Annotated in this window: 22 protein-coding genes; 8 read left to right on the plus strand and 14 right to left on the minus strand. The window is 70.2% G+C overall.

Features of this window, described 5'->3' with window-relative positions; genetic code table 11:
- Nucleotides 1–44 precede the first annotated feature (44 nt).
- The 3 genes from mctP to K7C20_RS24735 all read right to left on the minus strand — a co-directional run bounded on the left by mctP (nt 45) and on the right by K7C20_RS24735 (nt 2,995).
- Nucleotides 45–1,733, minus strand: coding sequence for a monocarboxylate uptake permease MctP (gene mctP, locus K7C20_RS24725; RefSeq protein WP_048829470.1), 1,689 nt, complete (start codon nt 1,731–1,733; stop codon nt 45–47).
- The gene (locus K7C20_RS24730; RefSeq protein ID WP_030081756.1) at nt 1,730–1,990 is read right to left on the minus strand and encodes a DUF3311 domain-containing protein; all 261 of its coding nucleotides are present in this window, start codon (nt 1,988–1,990) and stop codon (nt 1,730–1,732) included. The genes mctP and K7C20_RS24730 overlap by 4 nt, the downstream gene beginning before the upstream one ends.
- Nucleotides 1,991–2,233: 243 nt before the next feature.
- Complete coding sequence (locus tag K7C20_RS24735; protein ID WP_053209413.1) at nt 2,234–2,995, minus strand: GntR family transcriptional regulator; 762 nt, start codon at nt 2,993–2,995, stop codon at nt 2,234–2,236.
- A gap of 241 nt (nt 2,996–3,236) precedes the next feature.
- Here K7C20_RS24735 and K7C20_RS24740 point away from each other — a divergent pair, with 241 nt between their 5' ends.
- From K7C20_RS24740 to K7C20_RS24755, 4 genes are all read left to right on the plus strand, one after another.
- Nucleotides 3,237–4,505, plus strand: a complete 1,269-nt coding sequence (locus K7C20_RS24740; protein ID WP_053209414.1) for an extracellular solute-binding protein — start codon at nt 3,237–3,239, stop codon at nt 4,503–4,505.
- Nucleotides 4,506–4,606: 101 nt separating this feature from the next.
- Nucleotides 4,607–5,629, plus strand: a complete 1,023-nt coding sequence (locus K7C20_RS24745; RefSeq protein WP_053209415.1) for a carbohydrate ABC transporter permease — start codon at nt 4,607–4,609, stop codon at nt 5,627–5,629.
- A complete protein-coding gene (locus tag K7C20_RS24750; protein ID WP_030081746.1) occupies nt 5,626–6,456 on the plus strand; it encodes a carbohydrate ABC transporter permease in 831 nt (276 codons plus the stop codon). The genes K7C20_RS24745 and K7C20_RS24750 overlap by 4 nt, the downstream gene beginning before the upstream one ends.
- An 8-nt stretch (nt 6,457–6,464) precedes the next feature.
- On the plus strand, nt 6,465–8,033 hold the full coding sequence (locus K7C20_RS24755) for a glycoside hydrolase family 3 protein (RefSeq protein WP_053209416.1): 1,569 nt from the start codon (nt 6,465–6,467) through the stop codon (nt 8,031–8,033).
- Between the two features lie 364 nt (nt 8,034–8,397).
- Here the strand turns inward: K7C20_RS24755 and nagB are convergent, their stop codons facing one another.
- Both nagB and K7C20_RS24765 read right to left on the minus strand, forming a co-directional pair.
- Entirely contained in the window at nt 8,398–9,180 is a 783-nt protein-coding gene (gene nagB, locus K7C20_RS24760; protein ID WP_030081744.1) for a glucosamine-6-phosphate deaminase, read from the minus strand.
- Between the two features lie 157 nt (nt 9,181–9,337).
- Nucleotides 9,338–10,111 carry an SDR family oxidoreductase gene (locus K7C20_RS24765; RefSeq protein ID WP_030081742.1) on the minus strand — a complete coding sequence of 258 codons (774 nt, stop codon included), beginning with the start codon at nt 10,109–10,111 and terminating at the stop codon, nt 9,338–9,340.
- 138 nt (nt 10,112–10,249) lie between these two features.
- Here K7C20_RS24765 and K7C20_RS24770 point away from each other — a divergent pair, with 138 nt between their 5' ends.
- Entirely contained in the window at nt 10,250–10,879 is a 630-nt protein-coding gene (locus K7C20_RS24770; RefSeq protein WP_048829469.1) for a TetR/AcrR family transcriptional regulator, read from the plus strand.
- Between the two features lie 367 nt (nt 10,880–11,246).
- The gene (locus tag K7C20_RS24775) at nt 11,247–12,719 is read left to right on the plus strand and encodes a sensor histidine kinase (RefSeq protein ID WP_053209417.1); all 1,473 of its coding nucleotides are present in this window, start codon (nt 11,247–11,249) and stop codon (nt 12,717–12,719) included.
- 176 nt (nt 12,720–12,895) lie between these two features.
- Here K7C20_RS24775 and K7C20_RS24780 read toward each other — a convergent pair whose 3' ends face one another.
- The gene (locus tag K7C20_RS24780) at nt 12,896–13,153 is read right to left on the minus strand and encodes a WhiB family transcriptional regulator (RefSeq protein ID WP_003983230.1); all 258 of its coding nucleotides are present in this window, start codon (nt 13,151–13,153) and stop codon (nt 12,896–12,898) included.
- A gap of 320 nt (nt 13,154–13,473) precedes the next feature.
- Nucleotides 13,474–14,457, minus strand: coding sequence for a diacylglycerol/lipid kinase family protein (locus K7C20_RS24785; protein ID WP_030081735.1), 984 nt, complete (start codon nt 14,455–14,457; stop codon nt 13,474–13,476).
- 95 nt (nt 14,458–14,552) lie between these two features.
- On the opposite strand from K7C20_RS24785, the gene K7C20_RS24790 reads away from it, so the two are divergent.
- Nucleotides 14,553–15,014, plus strand: a complete 462-nt coding sequence (locus tag K7C20_RS24790) for a hypothetical protein (RefSeq protein ID WP_053209418.1) — start codon at nt 14,553–14,555, stop codon at nt 15,012–15,014.
- A gap of 113 nt (nt 15,015–15,127) precedes the next feature.
- Here the strand turns inward: K7C20_RS24790 and K7C20_RS24795 are convergent, their stop codons facing one another.
- The 4 genes from K7C20_RS24795 to K7C20_RS24810 all read right to left on the minus strand — a co-directional run bounded on the left by K7C20_RS24795 (nt 15,128) and on the right by K7C20_RS24810 (nt 17,619).
- A complete protein-coding gene (locus K7C20_RS24795; protein WP_030081729.1) occupies nt 15,128–16,090 on the minus strand; it encodes an RNA polymerase sigma factor SigF in 963 nt (320 codons plus the stop codon).
- A gap of 43 nt (nt 16,091–16,133) precedes the next feature.
- Nucleotides 16,134–16,547 (minus strand): ATP-binding protein, encoded by a 414-nt coding sequence (locus tag K7C20_RS24800; RefSeq protein ID WP_003985353.1) that lies wholly within the window; start codon nt 16,545–16,547, stop codon nt 16,134–16,136.
- 290 nt (nt 16,548–16,837) lie between these two features.
- On the minus strand, nt 16,838–17,326 hold the full coding sequence (locus K7C20_RS24805) for a GNAT family N-acetyltransferase (protein WP_030081727.1): 489 nt from the start codon (nt 17,324–17,326) through the stop codon (nt 16,838–16,840).
- Nucleotides 17,327–17,358: 32 nt separating this feature from the next.
- Nucleotides 17,359–17,619 carry a UBP-type zinc finger domain-containing protein gene (locus K7C20_RS24810; RefSeq protein WP_030081725.1) on the minus strand — a complete coding sequence of 87 codons (261 nt, stop codon included), beginning with the start codon at nt 17,617–17,619 and terminating at the stop codon, nt 17,359–17,361.
- Nucleotides 17,620–17,678: 59 nt separating this feature from the next.
- Between K7C20_RS24810 and K7C20_RS24815 the strand changes: the two genes are divergently transcribed.
- Nucleotides 17,679–19,280, plus strand: a complete 1,602-nt coding sequence (locus tag K7C20_RS24815; protein WP_030081723.1) for a Na+/H+ antiporter — start codon at nt 17,679–17,681, stop codon at nt 19,278–19,280.
- 120 nt (nt 19,281–19,400) lie between these two features.
- On the opposite strand, the gene K7C20_RS24820 is transcribed toward K7C20_RS24815, so the two are convergent.
- The 3 genes from K7C20_RS24820 to K7C20_RS24830 form a co-directional block, all read right to left on the minus strand.
- Nucleotides 19,401–20,333: a 1-aminocyclopropane-1-carboxylate deaminase/D-cysteine desulfhydrase gene (locus tag K7C20_RS24820; RefSeq protein WP_053209419.1), complete on the minus strand. Its 933-nt coding sequence runs from the start codon at nt 20,331–20,333 to the stop codon at nt 19,401–19,403.
- A gap of 46 nt (nt 20,334–20,379) precedes the next feature.
- The gene (locus K7C20_RS24825; RefSeq protein WP_030081714.1) at nt 20,380–20,970 is read right to left on the minus strand and encodes an N-acetylmuramoyl-L-alanine amidase; all 591 of its coding nucleotides are present in this window, start codon (nt 20,968–20,970) and stop codon (nt 20,380–20,382) included.
- 249 nt (nt 20,971–21,219) lie between these two features.
- Nucleotides 21,220–21,459, minus strand: coding sequence for a hypothetical protein (locus K7C20_RS24830; RefSeq protein WP_030081713.1), 240 nt, complete (start codon nt 21,457–21,459; stop codon nt 21,220–21,222).
- Nucleotides 21,460–21,501: the final 42 nt, after the last annotated feature.

The following is a 21,501-nucleotide window of genomic DNA, read 5'->3' on the forward strand; positions in this document are numbered from 1 at the left end:
CCCGGAGGAACGCGGCAGCCCGTGAAGGTGCGTCAGCGGGTGGCTCAGTGCCCCGCCGGCGCCTCCGCCGCCGCCGGCGGCAGTTCGACGGAGACGCCCTTGTCGCCGGCGTCCGCCGTGTAGTCGGCGGGGCTGGTCTCGTCGGTTCCTTCGGGGGCCCCTACGGCCTTCAGGACGACGGTCAGGACCACCGTCACCACGACGTTCAGGACGAAGGCGGTCAGGCCGATGTAGCCGATTTCGCCGATACCGGGGATCTCCTTGCTGGAGCCGCCGAAGTGGGCCTGGGTCGGGCTGGCGACGCCGTACGCCGCGAGCGTGCCGTAGAGCATGCCGACCGCCCAGCCGCCCAGCAGCGCCCAGCGGTGGAACCAGCGGGTGAACAGGCCGCCGACCAGGGACGGCATGGTCTGAAGGATCCAGATGCCGCCCAGCAGCTGGAAGTTGATCGCGATCGTCTTGTCCATGGTGAGGACGAAGGCCAGCGCGCCGACCTTCACCAGCAGCGAGACGAGCTTGGCGACCTTGTGTTCCTGCTCGGGCGTGGCGCCCGGCTTGAGGAAGTCCTTGTAGACGTTGCGGGTGAAGAGGTTGGCCGCGGCGATCGACATGATGGCCGCGGGCACCAGCGCGCCGATGCCGATCGCGGCGAACGCCACACCGGAGAACCAGCTCGGGAACATGTCCTCGAACAGCTGCGGGATGGCCAGCTGCGGGTTGCCCTGGATGTCCGTACCTGCCTTGATCGCCATGAAGCCCAGCAGCGCCAGCAGGCCCAGCATGAGGGAGTACAGCGGCAGGATGGTGGTGTTGCGGCGGATCACGTTGCGGCTGCGCGAGGACAGCGTCGCGGTGATCGAGTGCGGGTACATGAAGAGCGCCAGCGCCGAGCCGAGCGCCAAGGTCGCGTACGCCCACTGGGCGTTCGGGCCGCTGACCAGCTCGCCGCGCGGCTTGCCGGGGACGGCGCCGGGCTGGGCGAGCGCCTTGCCGGCCGTGTCGAAGATCTCGCCGAAGCCGCCCAGCTTGATCGGGATGTAGATGATCGCCACGGCGATGACGAGATAGATCAGCCCGTCCTTGACGAACGCGATCAGCGCCGGGGCGCGCAGCCCCGAGGAGTAGGTGTACGCGGCCAGCACGGCGAACGCGATCAGCAGCGGCAGGTCCTTGACGAACCAGTTGGTGTGCTCGCCGCCGCCGATGCCCATCACGTCCAGGACGGCCTGGATGCCGACCAGTTGGAGGGCGATGTACGGCATGGTGGCGAGGATGCCGGTGAGCGCCACGGCCAGCGACAGTCCCTTGGAGCCGAAGCGGCCGCGGACGAAGTCGGAGGTGGTGACGTAGCCGTGCTTGTGCGAGACCGACCAGAGGCGGGGGAGGAAGGTGAAGATGAGCGGGTAGACCAGGATCGTGTACGGCACGGCGAAGAAGCCGGACGCGCCCGCCGCGTAGATCGCCGCCGGCACGGCCACGAAGGTGTACGCGGTGTAGAGGTCACCGCCCAGCAGGAACCACGTCACCCAGGTGCCGAAGCTGCGGCCGCCCAGCCCCCATTCGTCGAGGTTGGCGGACTGCTCGGCCTTGCGCCAGCGGGCGGCCAGGAAGCCCATGACCGTCACGGCCAGGAAGAAGAAGACGAAGACGGCGAGGGCCACGCCGTTGACGCCCTTGGTCGAGGCGGCGGCGAGCGCCTCGGAGGTGCTCGCCGCGGTCGTGGTGAGAGTCACTGGGCCGCACCTCCCTTGCGGGCGCGCAGCTCACGCTGCACCAGCTTGTACGCGATCATCGTGAGCACGGTCGAGATCGGCACCCACGCCATCTGGTACCAGTAGAAGAACGGGATCCCGATGAACCTCGGCTCGACCCGGGCGTACGAACTCACCCACAGCATCGCCACGAAGGGGACGATCAGGCAGATCCCGGTCACCACACGCGTGGGTGTGACCACCTGTCTGCGACCCGGTGATTCGGCTGACTGTGTCATGACCGCGGCTCCGTCCCCTGGCTGTCTCCTGTGTAATCGGCTGGAAATCTATGGCAGGGGCGTGGCGCGCGTCACTAGCTGTCCGCATATCGGTATGGAGAATCCACACGAGGGACACCTCCGCGGTACCGCCGACTGCCTGATTCATCCCGTTTGGGGTGAAAGTGGTGGAAATGTGCAGGGGGCGCGGACGGATGTGCCGGGCCCCGGGGCGGGCCCTGGGGCGGGCCCCGGGGCGGCGGGTCAGTTCGTGGGGCGGCGCAGTCTGGCGACGAACTTGTAGCGGTCGCCCCGGTAGACCGAGCGCACCCACTCCACCGGCTGCCCCTGGGCATCGAGCGAGTGCCGGGAGAGCATCAGCATCGGCAGGCCGACGTCCGTGCCCAGCAGACCGGCCTCGCGCGGGGTGGCCAGCGAGGTCTCGATGGTCTCCTCGGCCTCCGCCAGCCGGACGTCGTACACCTCGGCCAGGGCGGTGTAGAGCGAGGTGTACTTGACGAGGTTCCGGCGGAGCGCGGGGAAGCGTTTGGCCGACAGATGGGTGATCTCGATGGCCATCGGCTCGCCGCTGGCCAGCCGCAGCCGCTCGATGCGCAGCACCCGGCCGCCGGTGGAGATGTCCAGCAGGCCGGCGAGCCGGTCGTCGGCGGTGACATAGCCGATGTCCAGCAGTTGGGAGGCCGGCTCCAGGCCCTGGGCCCGCATGTCCTCCGTATAGGACGTCAGTTGCAGCGCCTGGGACACCTTGGGCTTGGCGACGAAGGTGCCCTTGCCCTGGATGCGCTCCAGCCGGCCCTCGACGACCAGCTCCTGGAGGGCCTGACGCACCGTCGTGCGCGAGGTGTCGAACTCCGCGGCGAGGGTGCGCTCGGGCGGGACCGGGGTGCCGGGCGGCAAGGTTTCGGTGATCTCCAGCAAGTGCCGCTTGAGGCGGTAGTACTTGGGCACCCGCGCGGTCCGCGTGCCACCGCCGCTCTCGGCACCGTTGCCCCCGTCCGTCTCCATGACCCGCCTCTCCGACTCCTGTCGCGCTGCCGTCACCGGCTCCTCCGTATGTAGCGGCTCACATCGTGGCACGGGTGGGTTTCCCGCGCTTCCTTGCAGGTCCCGGCTTGCCAGGTGTCGGTCCGGTAACGGACCTGACAGCGACTCTTATACACCCTTGACACCCCAAAAGGTCTAGGCCAAGCTGCGGGCACTGGTCTAAACCATTAAAGACCACACCCGGCCTTTGGGGGAGAGCGCAATGAAGCGTGGGCTCATAGCAGCGACGGCGGTCGCGGGAATGCTGGTGAGTGTCGCTGCCTGTGGGTCCAGCGACGGCAACAAGGCGGGCGCGAATGGCTTCAAGGGCCAGAAGCTGACCGTTTGGGTGATGAGTGGTTCGAATCCGGCGCAGTGGACCAAACAGGTCTCCGAGCAGTTCAAGAAGAAGACCGGCGCCACCGTCGAGTTCAAGGTCCAGCAGTGGAACGGCATTCAGCAGAAGCTGAGCACCGCCCTTTCCGAGGACGCCCCGCCGGACGTCGTCGAAATCGGCAACACCCAGACCGCCGCCTACGCCACGGCGGGAGCACTTGCCGAACTCGGTGATCTGAAGAAGGAGATCGGCTCCGACTGGAACGACGCCTTCAACAAGGCCTCGCTCGTGGACGGAAAGCAGTACGCACTGCCGTGGTTCGCCGGAAACCGCGTGGTGATGTACAACAAGAAGATCTGGGCCGAGGCCGGCCTCAAGGGCACCCCCAAGACGCGCAATGAGCTCTTCAAGGCCTTTGACACCATCAAGAAGAAGACCGACGCCGAGCCGCTGTATCTCCCCGGCCAGAACTGGTACTTCCTCGACGGCCTGACCATCGGCACCGGCGCCGACCTGGTGAAGAAGCAGGGCGGCAAGTGGGTCTCCAACCTCGGCGACCCCAAGGTCTCCAAGGCCATGGACATCTACAAGCAGTACCAGGCCTTCAGCACCGCTCCCAAGAACAAGGACGAGGCCACCCCGCAGCAGGGTGAGGTCTTCGCCAAGGGCCGGACCGGCGCCCTCATCGCCATGGGCTACGAGGCCGCCACCGCCGTCAAGGCCAACCCGGAAATCAAGAAGGACATCGGCTTCTTCACCATCCCCGGCGAGACCGCGGCCAAGCCCGAGGGCGTTTTCCTCGGCGGCTCGAACTTCGCCGTCGCCGGTATGGGCAAGAACCAGGAACTCGCCAAGGAATTCCTGAAGGTCGCCCTGTCGAAGCAGAACGACGGACAGATGGTCAAGGAGTCCGGCTGGACCCCGAAGTCCGCCGGTCTGGCCGGTGCCGCCCAGCAGAATCCGGCCGCCGCGGCCGCCGCGCCCGCCGCGGAGAAGTCCGGCGGCACCACTCCGCTGATTCCCCAGTGGGCCGCGGTGGAGAACCTGCCGAACCCCATCAAGAGCTATATGACGGCCGTCCTCGGCGGTAAGTCCCCGGCCGATGCCGCCAAGGACGTCGAATCCGAGATCAACGCACGGCTCGCCAAGCAGTAACCGGCAGCTGCCTGCGGGGCCGGCCGTTTCCCGGCCCCGCAGGCGTGTGGCGTTCCCGCAGGAGCACCGAGGATTCACGGCAGCAAGGGGGAGCAGGGCCCATGGCAGTGCAGCTCGACGACGCGGTGGACAAGACCGCGCCGCAGACCGGTAAGGGAGGCGCACCGCCCACCCGGCGCGGAGGCGGCCGGCGGGCCGGGCGGGGTCCGCGTCCTCCCGCCCGCCACAGTCCTCATCCGTCCGCCCGCCGTGCCCCGTACCTCCTGCTGCTGCCGGCCCTGCTCGCGACCGCGGTCTTCCTGGGCTGGCCCATGGTCCGCAACCTCCTGCTCTCCTTCCAGAACCTCGATATGAAGGAGCTGATCCAGCACCTCACCGACTGGCGCGGGGTAGGCAACTACCAGGAGATCCTGGGCAGCGAGCAGTTCTGGCGGGTCACCCTCCGCACCCTCGTCTTCACCGCGGTCAATGTCGTCCTGATCATGGTCCTCGGCGTGCTGATCGGACTGCTGCTGGCCCGGCTCGGCAAGAAGATGCGCCTCACGCTCTCCCTGGCGCTGGTGCTGGCCTGGGCCATGCCGGTGATCGCCGCCACCACCGTCTTCCAGTGGCTCTTCGACTCCCGCTACGGCGTCGTCAACTGGCTGCTGGACAAGGCCGGCTGGCACGCCATGGCCCACTACGACTGGGTCGGCACCCAGCTGTCCACCTTCTTCGTCATCACCGTCCTGATCGTGTGGCAGTCGCTGCCCTTCGTGGCCCTGAACCTCTACGCCGCCACCACGACCATCCCCAGGGAGCTCTACGAAGCGGCCCGGATGGACGGCGCCGGCACCTGGAAGGTCTTCACCTCTGTCACCTTCCCGTTCCTCAAGCCCTTCTTCCTGGCCACGACGTTCCTGGAGATCATCTGGGTCTTCAAGGCGTTCCCGCAGATCTTTGCGATCAACGAGGGCGGCCCCGACCGGCTCACCGAGACGCTGCCGATCTATGCCTTCACCGAGGGCGTCGGCAACCTCCACTTCGGCATGGGGGCCGCGATCTCGCTGCTGACGATCGTGGTGCTGCTGGCGATCACCGCGTACTACCTGCGTCTGACCCTCAAGCAGGAGGAGGAGCTGTGAAGCGCTCGCTCGCCGGCCGCATCTGGCCCAACGCCACGGCGATCGTGCTCGCCCTCGGCTTCGCCTTCCCCGTCTACTGGATGTTCAGCACGGCCTTCAAGCCGACCCGGGACATCATCACCGAAGACCCCGTGTGGTTCCCCTTCCACGGCACCGTCGAGCACTTCGCGACGGCCGTGAACGCACCGCACTTCTGGACCCTGGCCGGGAACTCGGTCCTGGTGACCGTGCTCGCCGTCGGCCTGTCGCTGGTCATCGCGCTCTGCGGGGCATTCGCCCTGACCCGGATGCGCTTCAAGGGCCGCAAGGGCATCCTGCTGACCTTCATGATCGCCCAGATGGCCCCCTGGGAGGTCATGGTGATCTCGATCTACCTGATCGTCCGGGACGCGGACCTGCTCAACAGTCTGCTGCCGCTCACCTGCTTCTACATGCTGATGGTGCTGCCCTTCACCCTTCTGACGCTTCGTGGCTATGTCGCCGCGGTGCCCAAGGAGCTGGAGGAGTCCGCGATGGTCGACGGCTGCTCGCGCCGGCAGGCGTTCCTCAAAGTGGTCTTCCCACTGCTGGCCCCCGGACTGATGGCCACGTCGCTCTTCGGTTTCATCACCGCCTGGAACGAATTCCCGCTCGTACTGGTCCTCAACAAGGAACCGGCCATGGGCACCCTGCCGTTGTGGCTCTCCCAGTTCCAGAGCCAGTTCGGGGACGACTGGGGTGCCACCATGGCTGCCGCTTCGATCTTCGCCGTCCCGATCCTGGTCCTCTTCCTGTTCCTGCAACGCAAGGCGGTCGGCGGTCTCACCTCCGGCGCAGTGAAGGGATAACGCAGCCCATGACGCCTCTCGTACGCTCCGTACGCTCCGCCGACACCCTCACCCACGACGCGCTGGCCGTCCTCCAGCCCGGCTTCACCGGCACCACCGCCCCCGACTGGCTGCTGCGCCGGCTCGGCGAGGGGCTGGCCTCGGTCGGCCTCTTCGGACGCAATGTCGCCGACCCCGCCCAACTCTCCTCGCTGACCGCGCAGCTGCGTGCCGAACGGGAGGACATCCTCGTCGCCGTCGACGAGGAAGGCGGCGACGTCACCCGGCTCGAAGTCCGGGGCGGCTCCTCCTTCCCCGGCAACCATGCGCTCGGCGCCGTCGACGACACCGCGCTGACCCGCGAGGTCGCCCGGGAACTCGGCCGCCGGCTGGCCGACTGCGGCATCAACCTCAACTGGGCGCCCTCCGCCGACGTCAACTCCAACCCCGCCAATCCGGTCATCGGCGTCCGCTCCTTCGGCGCCGATCCGCAGCTGGTCGCCCGGCACACCGCCGCCTACGTCGACGGCCTCCAGGCCGCCGGCGTCGCCGCCTGTACCAAGCACTTCCCCGGCCACGGTGACACCGCCGTCGACTCCCACCATGATCTGCCGCACATCGCCGCCGATCTGGCCACCCTCCAGGAACGGGAACTGGTGCCGTTCCGCGCCGCCGTCGCCGCCGGCACCCGGGCCGTGATGAGCGCACACATCCTGCTGCCCGCCCTGGACGGCGACCGCCCCGCCACGCTCAGCCCGGCCGCGCTGCACGGGCTGCTGCGCGCCCCCGCCGCCGAGGGCGGCCTCGGCTTCGACGGGCTGATCGTCACCGACGGGATGGAGATGCAGGCCATCTCCGCCACCTACGGCATCGAACGCGGCAGCGTGCTGGCCCTCGCGGCCGGTGCCGACGCCATTTGCGTGGGGGGCGGACTGGCGGACGAGGACACCGTGCTGCGGTTGCGTGACGCGTTGGTGCGGGCGGTGCACGACGGCGAGCTGCCGGAGGGCCGGCTCGCCGACGCCGCGGCACGGGTGCACGCCCTGGCGCGCTGGACCCGGAGCGCGAGCGCGGGGGAGGGGGCCGCGCCCGCGCCCGGTATCGGCCTCACCGCGGCCCGGCGTGCCCTGCGCCTCACCGCCGACGGCCCGTACGAGCCACTGACCGCGCCCGCATACGTCGCCGCCTTCACCCCCCTTGCCAACATCGCCGTCGGGGACGACACCCCCTGGGGCGTCGCCGCCGAACTGGCCCGCCTTCTCCCGGGCACCGAGACCGCCACCTGCACCGCCGAGTCCGCCGCTGCGGCCGGCCCCGCCGCGCTGATCGACGACCTGCTCACGGCGGCCGGTGGCCGCCGCGTCGTCGCCGTGGTCCGCGATGTCCACCGCCACCCCTGGATGGCCGACGCGCTGGGCACACTCCTCGCCGCCCGCCCCGGCACCGCGGTCGTCGAGATGGGCGTCCCCCAGTCCCCGCCCCGGGGCGCACCCCATATCGCCACCCATGGCGCCGCCCGCGTCTGCGGCCGGGCCGCCGCCGAAGCCCTCATGGGCCTCAACCCCGCGAACGGAGCCGAACACCTCCGCGCTCCGTAGACGCCGACGCGGAAGGCCCCCGCCCCGGCAGGGACACCTGGCGCGCGCACCTGCCACGCCCCCTACGGAACCCGCCGCTCGCCCCTGCGGCGCTTCTGCTCGTCCTTGTGGAACCTGCCGCTCGTCCCTGCGGCGCTTCCGCTCGTCCTTGTGGAACCTGCCGCTCGCTCAGCGCTCACGACCGGTTTCCGCAGACCACGCGGCCGGGGCGTCCCACCGGACCACCCCGGCCGTGGCCCGCCGGACCACCCCGGCCGCGTCCGGGCTGCACCCCGGCTGTGTCCCTGCTGCACCCCGGACGTGTGCCGGCCGCGTCCCGGCGGGAGGGCTCGCCTCAGGACGGGCCGAAGGGCACGCCGTAGACCTAGATGCCCTGCCAGTCCGGCTTCGCGGCGTAGGTGGCGCGGAAGTAGTCGGCGAGCTTGAGCTTGGCAGCCGCGGCCTCGTCCACGACGACCGTGGCATGCGGATGGAGTTGCAGTGCCGACGCCGGGACCAGCGCGGCGACCGGGCCCTCGACGGCGTGGGCCACGGCATCGGCCTTGCCCTCGCCGGTGGCGAGCAGCACCAGGTGGCGGGCCTCCAGGATGGTGCCGATGCCCTGGGTGATGACGTGGTGCGGCACCTCGTCGAGGCTGTCGAAGAACCGGGCGTTGTCCTCCCGGGTCTGCCGGGTCAGCGTCTTGATACGGGTACGCGAAGCGAGCGACGAGCAGGGTTCGTTGAATCCGATGTGGCCGTCCGTGCCGATGCCGAGCAGCTGGAGGTCCACCCCGCCTGCCTCGCTCAGCGCATGGTCGTACGCCTCGCAGGCGGCCTGGACGTCCTCGGCCGAACCGTCGGGCCCCATGAACGCGTCCTCGCCGAGGCCGAGCGGCTCGACCACCTCGCGCAGCACCACCGAACGGTAGGACTCGGGGTGCCCGGCGGGCAGGCCGACGTATTCGTCGAGCTGGCAGATGCGTGCCCGGGAGGCGTCCACCGCGCCGGCCCGCACCTTCGCCGCCAGTGCCTCGTAGATGGGCAACGGGGTAGAGCCGGTGGCCACACCGAGCAGCGCGTCGGGCTTACGGCGCAGCAGGGCGGCGATGGCCCCCGCGATCAGCTCGCCGCCTGCCGTGGCGTCCGGAACGATGACAACTTCCACGCTTGGCCTGCCGTTCTGGAGAATGGTCCATGTGGTATAGACCAATCTAGCAGAGGGCAGGCCCCGGATCCCGTTGGCGCATCCGAACGGCCGGGCACGTTTTCCCGTCGGTCCGGTGACCGTCCGGCCACCTCGCCGTGCGGCCGGACGGCGACCGTCAGAGCAGCGCGCCGCCCGTCGCGTCGATCCACTGGCCCGTCACCCAGCGGCTGTCGTCCGAGGCCAGAAAGGCCACGACATCACCGATCTCGGTGGGGCCGGCGATCCGGCCCAGCGGGGATATCCCCTTGACCCGCTCCTGTGCCTCGGTATTGGCCTCGCCGCGCAGCCAGGCGGCGTTCATATCGGTGTTCACCGCCCCCGGCGCCACCGCGTTGACCGTGATCCCGCGCGGGCCCAGGACCTTGGCGAGGGTCGCGGTGAACACATTGACCGCCCCCTTGGACATGGCGTAGGCGATCAGCTCGGGCTTGGCCGCGCCATGCGTCTGCCCCGTCGAGGTGTTGATGATCCGCCCGCCGTCCCGCAGACGGGTCAGCCCCTCCTGGACGATGAAGAACGGCGCCTTGGTGTTGACCGCGAAGAGGTGGTCGAAATCCTCGGCCGTCACCTCGCCGATGCCCTTGAGCGTTCCGTCGACCGCCTTGTTGATCCCGGCGTTGTTGACCAGGATGTCCACGCCCTCGGCCTGTGCGTCGAACGCGGTCCACAGCGCCTCGGCATCTCCTGCCGCCCCCAGTGCGGCCTGGACCGCGAAGGCCTGGCCCCCCGCGGCCTCGATCGCCGAGGCCGTGTCCTTGGCCGCCGCCTCGTCGTGCCCGTAATGCACGGCCACCCGCGCGCCGTCCCTCCCGAGCCGCTCCGAGATCGCCCGGCCGATCCCCCTGCCGCCGCCGGTCACCAATGCCGTCTTGCCGCTGAGCGCACCCATGGCGTGCCCCTCCCTGGTCCGAATGTGCACGCGCCCCCCACGGGAACACGCAGTTCCTTGCGCCGAGCGCTTTATATATCGCTCACTACAAAAAGACCGTAGCACGCCTTCCATACCGACCGCTATAGAATTCCCGTCATGGCGACCAAGGAGAGCAAGCAGCGCGGCCGGCCCCGGTCCTTCGACCGGGAGACGGCGCTGGAGCAGGCGGTCCGGTCCTTCTGGGAGCGGGGCTACGAGGCCACCTCGATCTCCGACCTCACCCGCGCCATGGGCATCGGCGCCCCCAGCCTCTACGCCGCCTTCGGCGACAAGCGGGCACTGTTCGACGAGGTCGTGGCCGAGTACGGGCGGCACTACGGAGGCTTTCTCTCCCGCGCCGTGGCCGAGGAACCGACCGCCCGCCGGGGTGTCGAACGGGGGCTGCGCGAGGCCGCGGTCGAATACACCCTCCCCGGCCGCCCCCGCGGCTGCCTGGTCATCAGCGCCGCTCTGAACATCGCGCCCGCGTCATCCGAAGTCGCCGCGTCCCTGCGGGAGAAGAGGCTGTCGAACGTCCGGGAGATCGCCGACGCCATCCGGGCGGATATCGCCTCCGGCGAGCTTCCGCCCGACACGGACCCGGGGGCGCTGGCCGCCTTCGTCGGTGCCGTCATCCAGGGCATGTCCCAGGGGGCACGGGACGGCGCGGAGCGCACGGAACTGGAGGCGATCGCCGAGCTGGCGCTGAAGGCCTGGCCGGAGAGTGCGAGCGAGCAGGCCCGCTGAAGGCCCGGCGTGCGAGGGGCGGGCGGGAAGGCCCGCTGAAGGCCCCCGGAAGCACCCGCGGGCCGCGGCGCCGGGACAGGACCCTCAACCTGTCCGGCACCGCAGCCCGGAGCTGACATCGGCCGGCCCCGCCTTGCGGGCGGAAGGCACCCCTGTGTGCGGTAGGGGTGCGGCCCCGTCCAGGGACCGGTCGATCGGAGGCCTCGGCGCAGTCAGGGCAGAGAGCGCTTTCGGCCTCGTTCCGCTCTCCTGTGCGGGGAGAGCGGAGGTCTGTGCTGAATTCTGGACTAGACCATTCTTACTTGTCCATGCCCGTGCAGACACAACAGATACACCGTACGCCGGTAGGCTCCAAGACGTGCCCTCCATGAACGATCTCGTACGCCAGCACACCGCTCTGAGCGACACCGACCTCGAGTGGCTCCATCTGCTGGTCTCGGAGTGGCAGCTGCTCTCCGACCTCTCCTTCGCCGACCTCGTGCTGTGGGTCCCCACCCTTGACGGCACCCGCTATGTATCGGTCGCCCAGATGCGGCCCAATACGGGCCCCACCTCCTATCAGGACGACATGGTCGGCCATCTCGTTCCCCGTGGCCGCCGCCCGATGCTGGACTCCGCCCTGGACGAGGGCCGCATCGTGCGGGAGGGCGACCCGGAGTGGCGGGAGGAGGTGCCGGTACGGGTCGAGTCCATCCCGGTACGCCGCGAGGGCCGGGTGCTCGGTGTGATCGCCCGCAACACCAATCTGCTGACCGTGCGCACCCCCAGCCGGCTGGAGCTCACCTACCTCCAGAGTGCGTCCGACCTCGCCCAGATGATCGCTGCCGGAACGTTTCCCTTCCCCGGCCAGCAGGTCGACATGGATGCCTCGCCGCGGGCCGGCGACGGACTGATCCGGCTCGACGCGGACGGTGTCGTCCAGTACGCCAGCCCCAATGCGCTCTCCGCCTACCACCGGCTCGGCCTCGCCGCCGACCTCGTGGGCCATCACCTCGGCCAGACCACCGCCGAACTGGCGCCCGCCCGCGGTCCGGTGGACGAGGCACTGGTCAAGCTCGCCAGCGGCTGGGCTCCCCGGGAATTCGAGGTCGAGGGTGAAGAAGGCGTCATCCAATTGCGCGCCATTCCGCTCAAACCCAAGGGGACGCACAGCGGTTCACTGGTTCTGCTGCGCGATGTGACCGAACTGAGACGTCGCGAGCGGGAGCTGATGACCAAGGACGCCACCATCCGGGAAATCCACCACCGGGTGAAGAACAATTTGCAGACGGTTGCCGCGCTCCTGCGGTTGCAGTCCCGCCGAATGGATTCCGAACAGGGCCGCGACGCGCTCAACGAGGCCGTACGCAGGGTCGGTTCGATCGCGATCGTGCACGAAACGCTGTCCCAGACCCTCGATGAACGGGTCGAGTTCGACGAGATCGCGGACCGGGTGCTGGCCATGGTCGCGGAGATCTCCCCGGGCAAGGTGACCGCCCGCCGCACCGGCCGCTTCGGCATCCTGGACGCCGAGGTGGCCACCCCGCTGTCGATGGTGCTCACCGAGGTGCTCCAGAACGCCCTGGAGCACGCCTTCGACCAGGCGGAGCACGGCACGGTCGAGGTCGCCGCGGTGCGCGGCGGCAGCCGTACCGAGCCGAGGCTGCTGGTCACCGTCCAGGACAACGGGCGCGGCCTGCCCGAGGGATTCGATCCGCACCGCGCCGGCAACCTGGGGCTCCAGATCGTACGGACCCTGGTGGAGGGGGAGTTGGGCGGGAAGTTCGACATGGTGCCCGCGCCCGAGCGCGGTACGCAGGTCATCTTCGACGTGCCCGTGCGCGCCGAGAAGCCGCACTGAGGACCGGGCCGGCCCATGGGCACCGCCCGCGGACCGGCCCTGAACAGCAGGAAGCCCCGGACCCATCTGGTCCGGGGCTCAAAGCTGTTGCGATGCGATAACGACCGGGCCTGTCAGCTCCGGGGGTGCATCGGGGGTACTGCGCGCTGCGGCTCGGGGGCCACGGGGCTACTGGCTCAGGCGCTGGCGTTGCGCGCCCGGTTGCGAGCTGCACGGCGCTTCATTGCGCGGCGCTCGTCCTCGCTCAGACCACCCCAGACGCCGGAGTCCTGGCCGGACTCGAGCGCCCACTGCAGGCACTGCTCCATGACGGGGCAGCGGCGGCAGACGGCCTTGGCTTCCTCGATCTGCAGCAGCGCAGGACCGGTGTTGCCGATAGGGAAGAAGAGCTCGGGGTCTTCCTCGCGGCAAACGGCGCGGTGACGCCAGTCCATGGCTGCTCCATCTCCTCGTGTGACGGGATCGTTGCTTGTGAATGTGAACGCTTTCACGAATCCCTCCACAAGGGAAGGGCCGAACTCCAGTTGAGAACTGGCGCGGTCCTGTGGAATGAGGAGGAGGATTCGGGCTCTCAAGGGGGCCGGTAAAGCGGCCGTCCCGATCGCCATGAAGAGACTCGCAAACCTCGGCGGCGGATACAACCCCTTCCGGAAACTTTTTTTTGATTCCTTGGTGTCGCCTAGCTCACAGCCGTCATTCCAGGGGGTGGAAACCAGTCTAAACGTTCGAGTGAAAGGACTTTAGGCCCTACTGCTCACACAATCACACGCAGTGCACGGCGAACGCCTGTGAACGTCACACTCGTACGCAGTCCCAGGTGGTCACCGTCCATCTGGAAGGGGAGTGGGACCTGCGAATGCAAGGTGAAGTTCGTGAGGTCGTGAAGTGAGAGTGCGTGCTTGCCGTGGGGCCCGCGCTGTGGTGTTGACGTCAGCAGCTGGGTGGCGTACCGGGTCACCGCGGGCGGTGAGAACTTGCTCAGTGCGAACAGATCCAGGGCCGTGTCGAACGAGGCGTCCGGGGACGGGTAGATCGGCCGATTGCCCAGGTAGGACCACGGGGCGGTGTTGCAGATTATGGCCAGCGCGAGGTCCTCGACACGCTCCGCCGCACCCTCGGCCCCGCCAGGGCGTTCGAGGGTGATGACGCCCCGCCGGCGGTTCGCCTCGGCCAGGAACTGCCGTACGACCTGTCGCACGTACAGGGCGTGGGTCGAACGCTTGCCGCGTTCGCGCTGCTGCTCGACCCGGCCGACCACACCGGCGTCGAAACCGAAGCCCGCGCAGAAGGTGAACCAGCGCTCGGGTACGCCCTCGTCCTCGCTGCCCGGTGTGCCCGCGGCGAGCCCCAGGCCGATCGTGCGCTCGCTGCCGTCGCGCAGCGCGTCCAGCAGGGCGCCGGTCGCCTCCACGACGTCGTTGGGGAGCCCGAGCGCGCGGGCGAAGACATTGGTGGAGCCGCCGGGGACGACGGCGAGGCGGGGATGCGAGTCCGGATCGGGGCCGTTCGCCAGCAGACCGTTGACGACCTCGTTGACCGTGCCGTCGCCGCCGAGCGCCACCACCAGGTCGGTCTCCCCGCCCTCCGTGGCCTGCCGGGCAAGATCACGGGCATGCCCGCGGTACTGCGTCTGTGCGACCTCCAGCTTGAGGTCACTGGCGAGCGCGTGGGTGAGTACGTCACGGGTGCGGGCACTGGTGGTGGTTGCTGCGGGATTGACCACGAGAAGTGCGCGCATATGGAGCAGCGTACCTACCTGCTGGTACCGGCCCGACGTCCCGTCCGGGTCCGGGGCGGCCCCGCAGGCCGGAGCGCCGGCGCTACCCTGCTGGGGTGAGCAGTCAGCAGAAACAGTCCGCTTCCCGAGCCGCCGGCGCCCCCACCGCGCCCGAGCCGACCGGTCCGCGGCCCGCCCGGCTGAGCGCCGCTGCGGCGCTCACCGCGGTCGAAGGGCTCGCGCTGGCCGCCCTCGGCGCGTACATGCTGATCATGGGTCTGGCCGGTTCGCCGGACAGCCCGCAGCAGGCGGAGATGGGCGGGCTGACCGTCCTGGCGCTCGCGGTGCTGCCGCTGGTGGCCGCGCGGGGGCTGTGGCTGCGCCGCCGCTGGAGCCGGGGCCCCTCGCTGATCACTCAGATCGTGGCGCTGCCGGTGGCCTGGACGCTCGTCAACGGCGGCGGCGCGCTGATCGCGGCCGGCGTCGGGCTGGCCGTGGCCGCGCTGGTCGTGCTCGTCCTGCTGGTCAATCCGACGGCCACCGAGGCGCTGGGCATCGGGCCGCGGGAGACGCCCTGAGGAACGTCCCGTGTGCTGCCCGTCCGAACGGCCGGGCCTGACGGGAGGGGCCGGGGCCGCAACGCACGAGGGGCGGAGCCCGTAAGACCCCGCCCGCCCCGTTCATTCGTCGCTCACTCCTCGACGAGCAGCTTGTCGCGCAGCTGGGCGAGGGTGCGGGCCAGCAGGCGGGAGACGTGCATCTGGGAGATGCCGACCTCCTGGGCGATCTGCGACTGGGTCATGTTGCCGAAGAAGCGCAGCAGCAGGATCTTCTTCTCGCGCGGCGGGAGGTCCTCCAGCAACGGTTTGAGGGACTCGCGGTACTCCACGCCCTCCAGGGCCTCGTCCTCGGCGCCGAGGGTGTCGGCGACGGCCGGGGACTCGTCGTCCGTGTCCGGGACGTCCAGGGAGAGGGTGCTGTAGGCGTTGGCGGACTCCAGCCCCTCCAGGACCTCCTCCTCGGAGATCGCCAGATGCTCGGCCAGCTCATGGACCGTGGGCGCGCGCCCGTGCCGCTGGGACAGCTCGGCGGTCGCGGTGGTGAGCGACAGCCGCAGCTCCTGGAGGCGGCGCGGGACGCGGACCGCCCAGCCCTTGTCGCGGAAGTGCCGCTTGATCTCGCCGACGACGGTGGGGGTGGCGTACGTGGAGAACTCCACGCCGCGGTCCGGGTCGAAGCGGTCCACGGACTTGATCAGGCCGATGGTGGCGACCTGGGTCAGATCGTCCAGCGGCTCACCACGGTTGCGGAACCGCCGGGCCAGATGCTCGACGAGCGGGAGGTGCATACGGACGAGGGTGTTGCGCAGCTCCGCGCGCTCCGGGGAGCCGTCGGGGAGCTTGCGCAGCTCGTAGAACATCGCCCGGGCGCCGCTGCGGTCGTGCGGCTGCGCCTGGGAATGCTGTGGTTCCTGCAGCTGGTGTTCGGGGGCCGGCGCATCGTGCTGATGCGCCGGCTGTCCCGGCTGCTCGCTCTGCTCCATGTGGTCCGCCCGCTCTGCCTGCTCCGCCGCGTCCAACCGGCCGCCGTGGTCGTCCACTCCCACCGGATGCGGCCGGGCCTGCTGCTCGGGGATGGTCGCACTGGACGCCATCCGCCCGCCGCGTTCGAGATCTTTCACGGGGCCCCCTGTTCGGTCATGACGGTCCGGGACCGGCGCCGCGCTCCTTGTACAGACTGATGGTGACCGTACGGTCCTCGGCGACGGTGGAATCGACCTTGCCGGCCAGTGCGGAGAGCACCGTCCAGGCGAAGGTGTCGCGCTCCGGGGCACGGCCGTCGGTCGTCGGGGCGGACACGGTCACCTGCAGTGCGTCGTCGATGAGGCGGAAGACGCAGCTCAGCACACTGCCGGGGACGGCCTGTTGCAGCAGGATCGCGCAGGCCTCGTCGACCGCGATGCGCAGATCCTCGATCTCGTCGAGGGTGAAGTCCAAGCGGGCTGCGAGGCCGGCCGTGGCCGTTCGCAGCACGGACAGGTAGGCACCCGCAGCGGGCAGACGGACTTCCACGAAGTCCTGAGTCCCGGGCTCGCCTGCGATCTGGGACACCCTCACCTCCAAGGTGGCACAAGCTGGTTGAGCTGGAATGCGCGATTTTCGCGTTGTTCGGGATATTTCGCGCCGGTCCTCTCTCCCCTCGGACGAAAGGAGAACGATCCGGCGCGGCACATGGTTCGGCTGTGACGCTATCGCGATCTGCGGGCCGGTGTCGCCCGGAAGGAGCACCGCTGCCGTCCGGCGGCGATCCGGCCCCGGTCGCCCCAGCCGTCGCTGTCACTGATTGTAAAGCCACGGGTACGGACAGTGGCTAGGGGTGTGCACTGTCAAATCGATGCCGATTACGCTCCGTTGGCACGCGAGCCGCCCGCAAGGTTGTGCAGTGCCTCTCCAGTGAGCCGGAAGACCGTCCATTCGTCCATGGGCTGAGCACCGACGGACCGGTAAAAACCGATGGACGGTTCATTCCAATCCAGGACTGGCCACTCGAAACGCTCGTATCCGCGGGCCACGCAGAGCTCCGCGAGGGCCGCGAGCAGCGCCTTGCCGTGGCCGCCGCCGCGCGCCTCGGGACGGACGTACAGATCCTCCAGATAGACACCGTGCGTGCCGGTCCAGGTCGAGAAGTTCCGGAACCACAGGGCAAAGCCCACCGGGGCGCCGCCGGCCTCCGCGATCAGTGCGAAGGCGGCCGGCTGCGGCCCGAAGAGGGCTTCGGCGAGCTGCGGCTCGGTGGCCCGCGCGGCCTCGGAGGCGTGCTCGTACGCCGCCAGCTCGCCGATCATGGCCAGGATGACGGGGACGTCGTCGGGAGTCGCTTCGCGGATCATAGGTGCAGGCTAAACGGGGGCCCGGAGATGCTTCACACCAGTTTCTGGTCGGTGAAGCACCAGCGCCAGGACTCGCCCGGTTCGAGCGTCCTCATCACGGGATGGCCGGTCTCCTCGAAGTGCCGGGTCGCATGCCGGTACGGCGACGAATCGCAGCAGCCGACATGGCCGCAGACCAGGCACTTCCGCAGCTGTACGGGGTGGCTGCCGGCAGCCAGGCACTCCAGGCAGGTGGCGCTCAGGGGGGCCGGCTCGGGGCGCGGCAGCTCGGCAACGTGGGTGCACTCGCTCATGATGGCCAGGTTAGATCGCCGGGACGGGCGGCGAAGGGTATGGGGACGGGACGGGACCGATGGCTGTGATGCCGCTGTTTTTTCTGGTCGCGGGGAGCACGGCGATCGCCGGGCTGGCGCGCCGCACCCCCGTCCCGGCGCCGCTGCTCCTGGTCGCCGCGGGGCTCGTGGCGTCCTACATCCCGGGGATCCCGGACTACACCCTCGATCCGCACATCGTGCTGCCGCTGGTGCTGCCCCCGCTGCTGCACAGTGCGGCGCTGGACGCCTCGTATCTGGATCTGCGGGCCAATCTGCGGCCGGTGGCGCTGCTGTCGGTCGGCTATGTCCTGGTCGCGACGTTCCTGGTCGGCTATGTCGCCTACCTCGTCATCCCCGGTTTGCCGCTGGCCGTCGCACTGGTCCTGGGGGCCGTCGTCGCCCCGCCGGACGCCGTCGCGGCCACCGCCATCGCCCGCAGGCTCGGGCTGCCGCACCGGGTCACCACGATCCTCCAGGGCGAATCGCTGTTCAACGACGCCACCGCGATCACCGTGTACAAGGTCCTGCTCGCGGCGGCCCTCGGGGCCGGCGCCGGCTGGGGCGAGGGGATCAAGGAGTTCGCCGTCGCCTCGCTGGGCGGTATCGGCATCGGTGTCGTCCTGATGGTGCCGCTGCACTGGCTGCGCGTCCGGCTGCGCGAGTCGGCGCTGCTGGAGAACACCCTCTCGCTGCTCATCCCGTTCTTCGCCTATGCGGCGGCCGAGCAGCTCCACGCCTCCGGGGTGCTCGCCGTCGTCGTGGTCGGCCTCTACCTGGGGCACCGCTCCTGGCAGGTCGACTTCGAGACCCGGCTCCAGGAGGACGCCGTCTGGAAGGTGGTCTCCTTCGTCCTGGAGTCCGCGGTCTTCGCGCTGATCGGGCTCCAGCTGCGGGTGGTGCTGCGCGGACTGGGGGAGTTCGGCGCTGCGCAGGCCGTCTGGTACGCGGTCGTGGTGTTCGTCGTCGTGGTCGTGTCGCGCTTCGTGTGGGTCTTTCCCTCGACGTATCTGCCCCGGGCCCTGTCGGCCCGGATCCGTGCCCGGGAGCCGGACACGACCTGGAAGGGGCCGGTCATCGTCGCCTGGGCGGGGATGCGCGGTGTGGTGTCGCTGGCCATCGCGTTCTCCATCCCGCCGACCGTGCCCGGCGACGGTTCCTTCCCGGCCCGCAACCTCGTGCTCTTCCTGGCCTTCACCACCGTCATCGCCACCCTCGTCATCCAGGGGCTGACGCTGCCGCCGCTGATCCGCGTGCTGAAGGTGCCCGGCCCCGACCCCCAGGCCGAGACGCTCGCCGAGGCGCAGGCGCAGAACGAGGCCTCGCGCGCCGCCGAGGAGCGCCTGGAGGAGCTCCTCCGGGACGAGCGCAACGCCCTGCCGGGACCGCTCGCCGACCGGCTGCGCACGATCATGGAGCGGCGCCGCAACTCCGTGTGGGAGCGGCTGGGCGCGGTCAACGAGGTGACCGGGGAGTCCGCCGACGAGACCTACCGACGGCTGGCCCGGGAGATCATCGACACCGAGCGGCGGGTGTTCGTCCAGCTGCGGGACACCCGCCGGATCGACGACGAGATGCTGCGGACGCTGCTGCGCCGGCTGGATCTGGAGGAGGCGACGGCCTACCGGGAGGGCGCCTCATAGCCGTGGCGGACGGCCGGACGGCCGGACGGCTGGACGGGCGGCCGGGCGGCTGCACGGGGCGCCGCGGACAGGCCGCCGACCGTCCCCGGACCGGGCGCGGCCCCGGGCGGGAGCGTGGGTTCAGGGCGTGCCGGTGATCACGGCGGCCACCGTGCTGCCGGGTGCGAAGGCGCCCTCCTCGACCAGCGCCGTCAGCCCGTACAGCAGTTTGGCGACATAGACCCGCTCCAGGGGCAGCCCGTGCCGGTCCTCGAAGGCGTCCGCGAACGCGTCCAGGTCCGGGGTGCGGCGGGCGTAGCCGCCGCAGTGGAAGCGGTCGTCCAGCCGCCAGTCGCCGCGCGGCCCGCCGAACGCCCCGCGCTGCAGCTCCTCGACCGTCTCCTGGAGGAAGTGCGGGCGGCCGCCCTTGAGTACGGGAAACCCCAGCGCGCGCTGCCCCGGGCCCAGCCCCGCGGCGAGCCCGGCGAGTGTGCCGCCCGTTCCGCAGGCCACCGCCACCGTGTCCGCGACCCCGCGCAGCTCCCGGCCCAGCGCCGTACAGCCTTGGGCGGCAAGGGAGTTGCTGCCGCCCTCCGGTATGACCCGGAAGTCGCCGAAGCGGTCGTGCAGGGTGGCGAGGACGTCCGGGCCGCCGGTGCGGCGGTAGCGGGCGCGGTCGAGGAAGTACAGCCGCATACCGTCGGCGGCGCAGCGGGCCAGCGAAGGATTGAGCGGTGCGCCGGCGAGCTCGTCGCCGCGGACCACACCGATGGTGGCGAAGCCGAGCAGCCGGCCGGCCGCCGCGGTGGCCCGAAGATGGTTGGAGTACGCGCCGCCGAAGGTCAGCAGCGCGCGGTCGCCCGCCGCGGCAGCGGCCCGCAGGTTCGGTGCCAGCTTGCGCCACTTGTTGCCCGGCAGATCCGGGTGGATCAGATCGTCCCGCTTCAGCAGCAGCCGTACGCCGCGGCGCGCGAACGGCTCGTCCTCGACCTCCTGGACGGGCGAGGGCAGACGCGGGCGCAGGGCGTGCGGATCCGGCAGCGGGCCGGGGGCGGTGCTGGTCACGCTGCCCATTGTCGCGGGCGGCGGCCGGGCGGGCGCGGCCCGTACCGCCGGCCGCTCACTTCAGCCGGGCGCCGATCCGCTCGCGCAGCCAGGCCATCGTGAAGCCGCGCGGATCGACCTTGCCCGGCTGCCACTCCAGATGCCCGATCACCGAGCGCTCGGTCCAGCCGTGTGCCCGGCACACCGCCGCCACGGCCTTCTCCAGCGCGGCCAGCTGGGCCGCGGGCCAGGGATCCTTGCCGTCGCCGAGGTTCTCGCACTCGAAGCCGTAGAAGGCGGAGTTCCCGTCGGTGTCGGCCTCGTCGTCCGGCGGCAGCCGTTTCTCGGCGATCACCGCGCGCAGGACGTCCCCGTCGCCGAGGCCCGCGTGGTTGGCGCGGCCGTAGCCGACCAGATGCACCGTGCCGTCCTTGGTGATCACGCCGTGGCACAGCGGTCCCGGCAGGTCAGGGCGGCCGTCGTGGCAGAGCCGGACGGTGCTCGCGGCGCCGGAGGTGCCGGTGTGGTGCACCATCACGCCGTGCACCGGGCCCCACGGGCCCTTCGTGTTGCGGTTGTGCGTCTCCCAGCCGGCGATCTCGTCGACCCGCAGCCCTTCGGAGGTGAGCACGTCGAGGAACCGGGCGGCGGACAGGGGTGCGGACATGGCCCACTCCGATGCGGACACGGCGGCCGCCGACCGCGCACCGCCTCATGTCTCGCTTGTACGGGACGGGGCCGTGCCGGGGGAGGGGAACGGCACAACGCGGGCGGTTCGTTCGGGAATGTACGAGCGGTTTCGGCCGCCCGCCGGGCCAATGCACGAGCGGTATCGGCCGCCCGCCGGGCCCAGGCCGCGCCGGCGGTCCGTCAGGACCGTGCGCGCCCGTGCCCTGCCGCTATACCGGGCCGTCCGCTACCCGTTCGAGTGCAGGAACGCGTCCCCGTGCGCGTTGACATGCGCCTCGAGGGTGTTGAGCGCGTCCCGGGTCGCCTCGGGCGAGCCGCTGCCCCGCCGCTCGGCGAAGTACGCGGAGCCCAGCTTTCTCAGCAGCTCGTTGCCGGCGCGGTTCTGTTGCACCTCGTCGACCTTCTGCTTGCCCTGCTCCAGTCCGTGCCGTGCCTGCTCCTTGGCGCGGTCGAGAAACCCTGCCATGTGCCACCTCCGGTGCGGTCCGTGTCGTAAGGGATCAACGGC

The sequence above is a fragment of the Streptomyces decoyicus genome, from assembly GCF_019880305.1.
In the GTDB taxonomy this organism is placed as follows: domain Bacteria; phylum Actinomycetota; class Actinomycetes; order Streptomycetales; family Streptomycetaceae; genus Streptomyces; species Streptomyces decoyicus.

Coding starts and splice junctions, on each gene's coding strand:
- K7C20_RS24740 (WP_053209414.1), top strand. CDS start 3,237: ATGAAGCGTGGGCTCATAGCAGCGACGGCGGTCGCGGGAATGCTGGTG.
- K7C20_RS24780 (WP_003983230.1), bottom strand. CDS start 13,153: ATGGACTGGCGTCACCGCGCCGTTTGCCGCGAGGAAGACCCCGAGCTC.
- K7C20_RS24795 (WP_030081729.1), bottom strand. CDS start 16,090: ATGGCGTCCAGTGCGACCATCCCCGAGCAGCAGGCCCGGCCGCATCCG.
- K7C20_RS24770 (WP_048829469.1), top strand. CDS start 10,250: ATGGCGACCAAGGAGAGCAAGCAGCGCGGCCGGCCCCGGTCCTTCGAC.
- K7C20_RS24735 (WP_053209413.1), bottom strand. CDS start 2,995: ATGGAGACGGACGGGGGCAACGGTGCCGAGAGCGGCGGTGGCACGCGG.
- K7C20_RS24805 (WP_030081727.1), bottom strand. CDS start 17,326: ATGATCCGCGAAGCGACTCCCGACGACGTCCCCGTCATCCTGGCCATG.
- K7C20_RS24830 (WP_030081713.1), bottom strand. CDS start 21,459: ATGGCAGGGTTTCTCGACCGCGCCAAGGAGCAGGCACGGCACGGACTG.
- K7C20_RS24825 (WP_030081714.1), bottom strand. CDS start 20,970: ATGTCCGCACCCCTGTCCGCCGCCCGGTTCCTCGACGTGCTCACCTCC.
- K7C20_RS24765 (WP_030081742.1), bottom strand. CDS start 10,111: ATGGGTGCGCTCAGCGGCAAGACGGCATTGGTGACCGGCGGCGGCAGG.
- K7C20_RS24755 (WP_053209416.1), top strand. CDS start 6,465: ATGACGCCTCTCGTACGCTCCGTACGCTCCGCCGACACCCTCACCCAC.
- K7C20_RS24745 (WP_053209415.1), top strand. CDS start 4,607: ATGGCAGTGCAGCTCGACGACGCGGTGGACAAGACCGCGCCGCAGACC.
- K7C20_RS24815 (WP_030081723.1), top strand. CDS start 17,679: ATGGCTGTGATGCCGCTGTTTTTTCTGGTCGCGGGGAGCACGGCGATC.
- K7C20_RS24810 (WP_030081725.1), bottom strand. CDS start 17,619: ATGAGCGAGTGCACCCACGTTGCCGAGCTGCCGCGCCCCGAGCCGGCC.
- K7C20_RS24730 (WP_030081756.1), bottom strand. CDS start 1,990: ATGACACAGTCAGCCGAATCACCGGGTCGCAGACAGGTGGTCACACCC.
- K7C20_RS24820 (WP_053209419.1), bottom strand. CDS start 20,333: ATGGGCAGCGTGACCAGCACCGCCCCCGGCCCGCTGCCGGATCCGCAC.
- K7C20_RS24785 (WP_030081735.1), bottom strand. CDS start 14,457: ATGCGCGCACTTCTCGTGGTCAATCCCGCAGCAACCACCACCAGTGCC.
- K7C20_RS24775 (WP_053209417.1), top strand. CDS start 11,247: ATGAACGATCTCGTACGCCAGCACACCGCTCTGAGCGACACCGACCTC.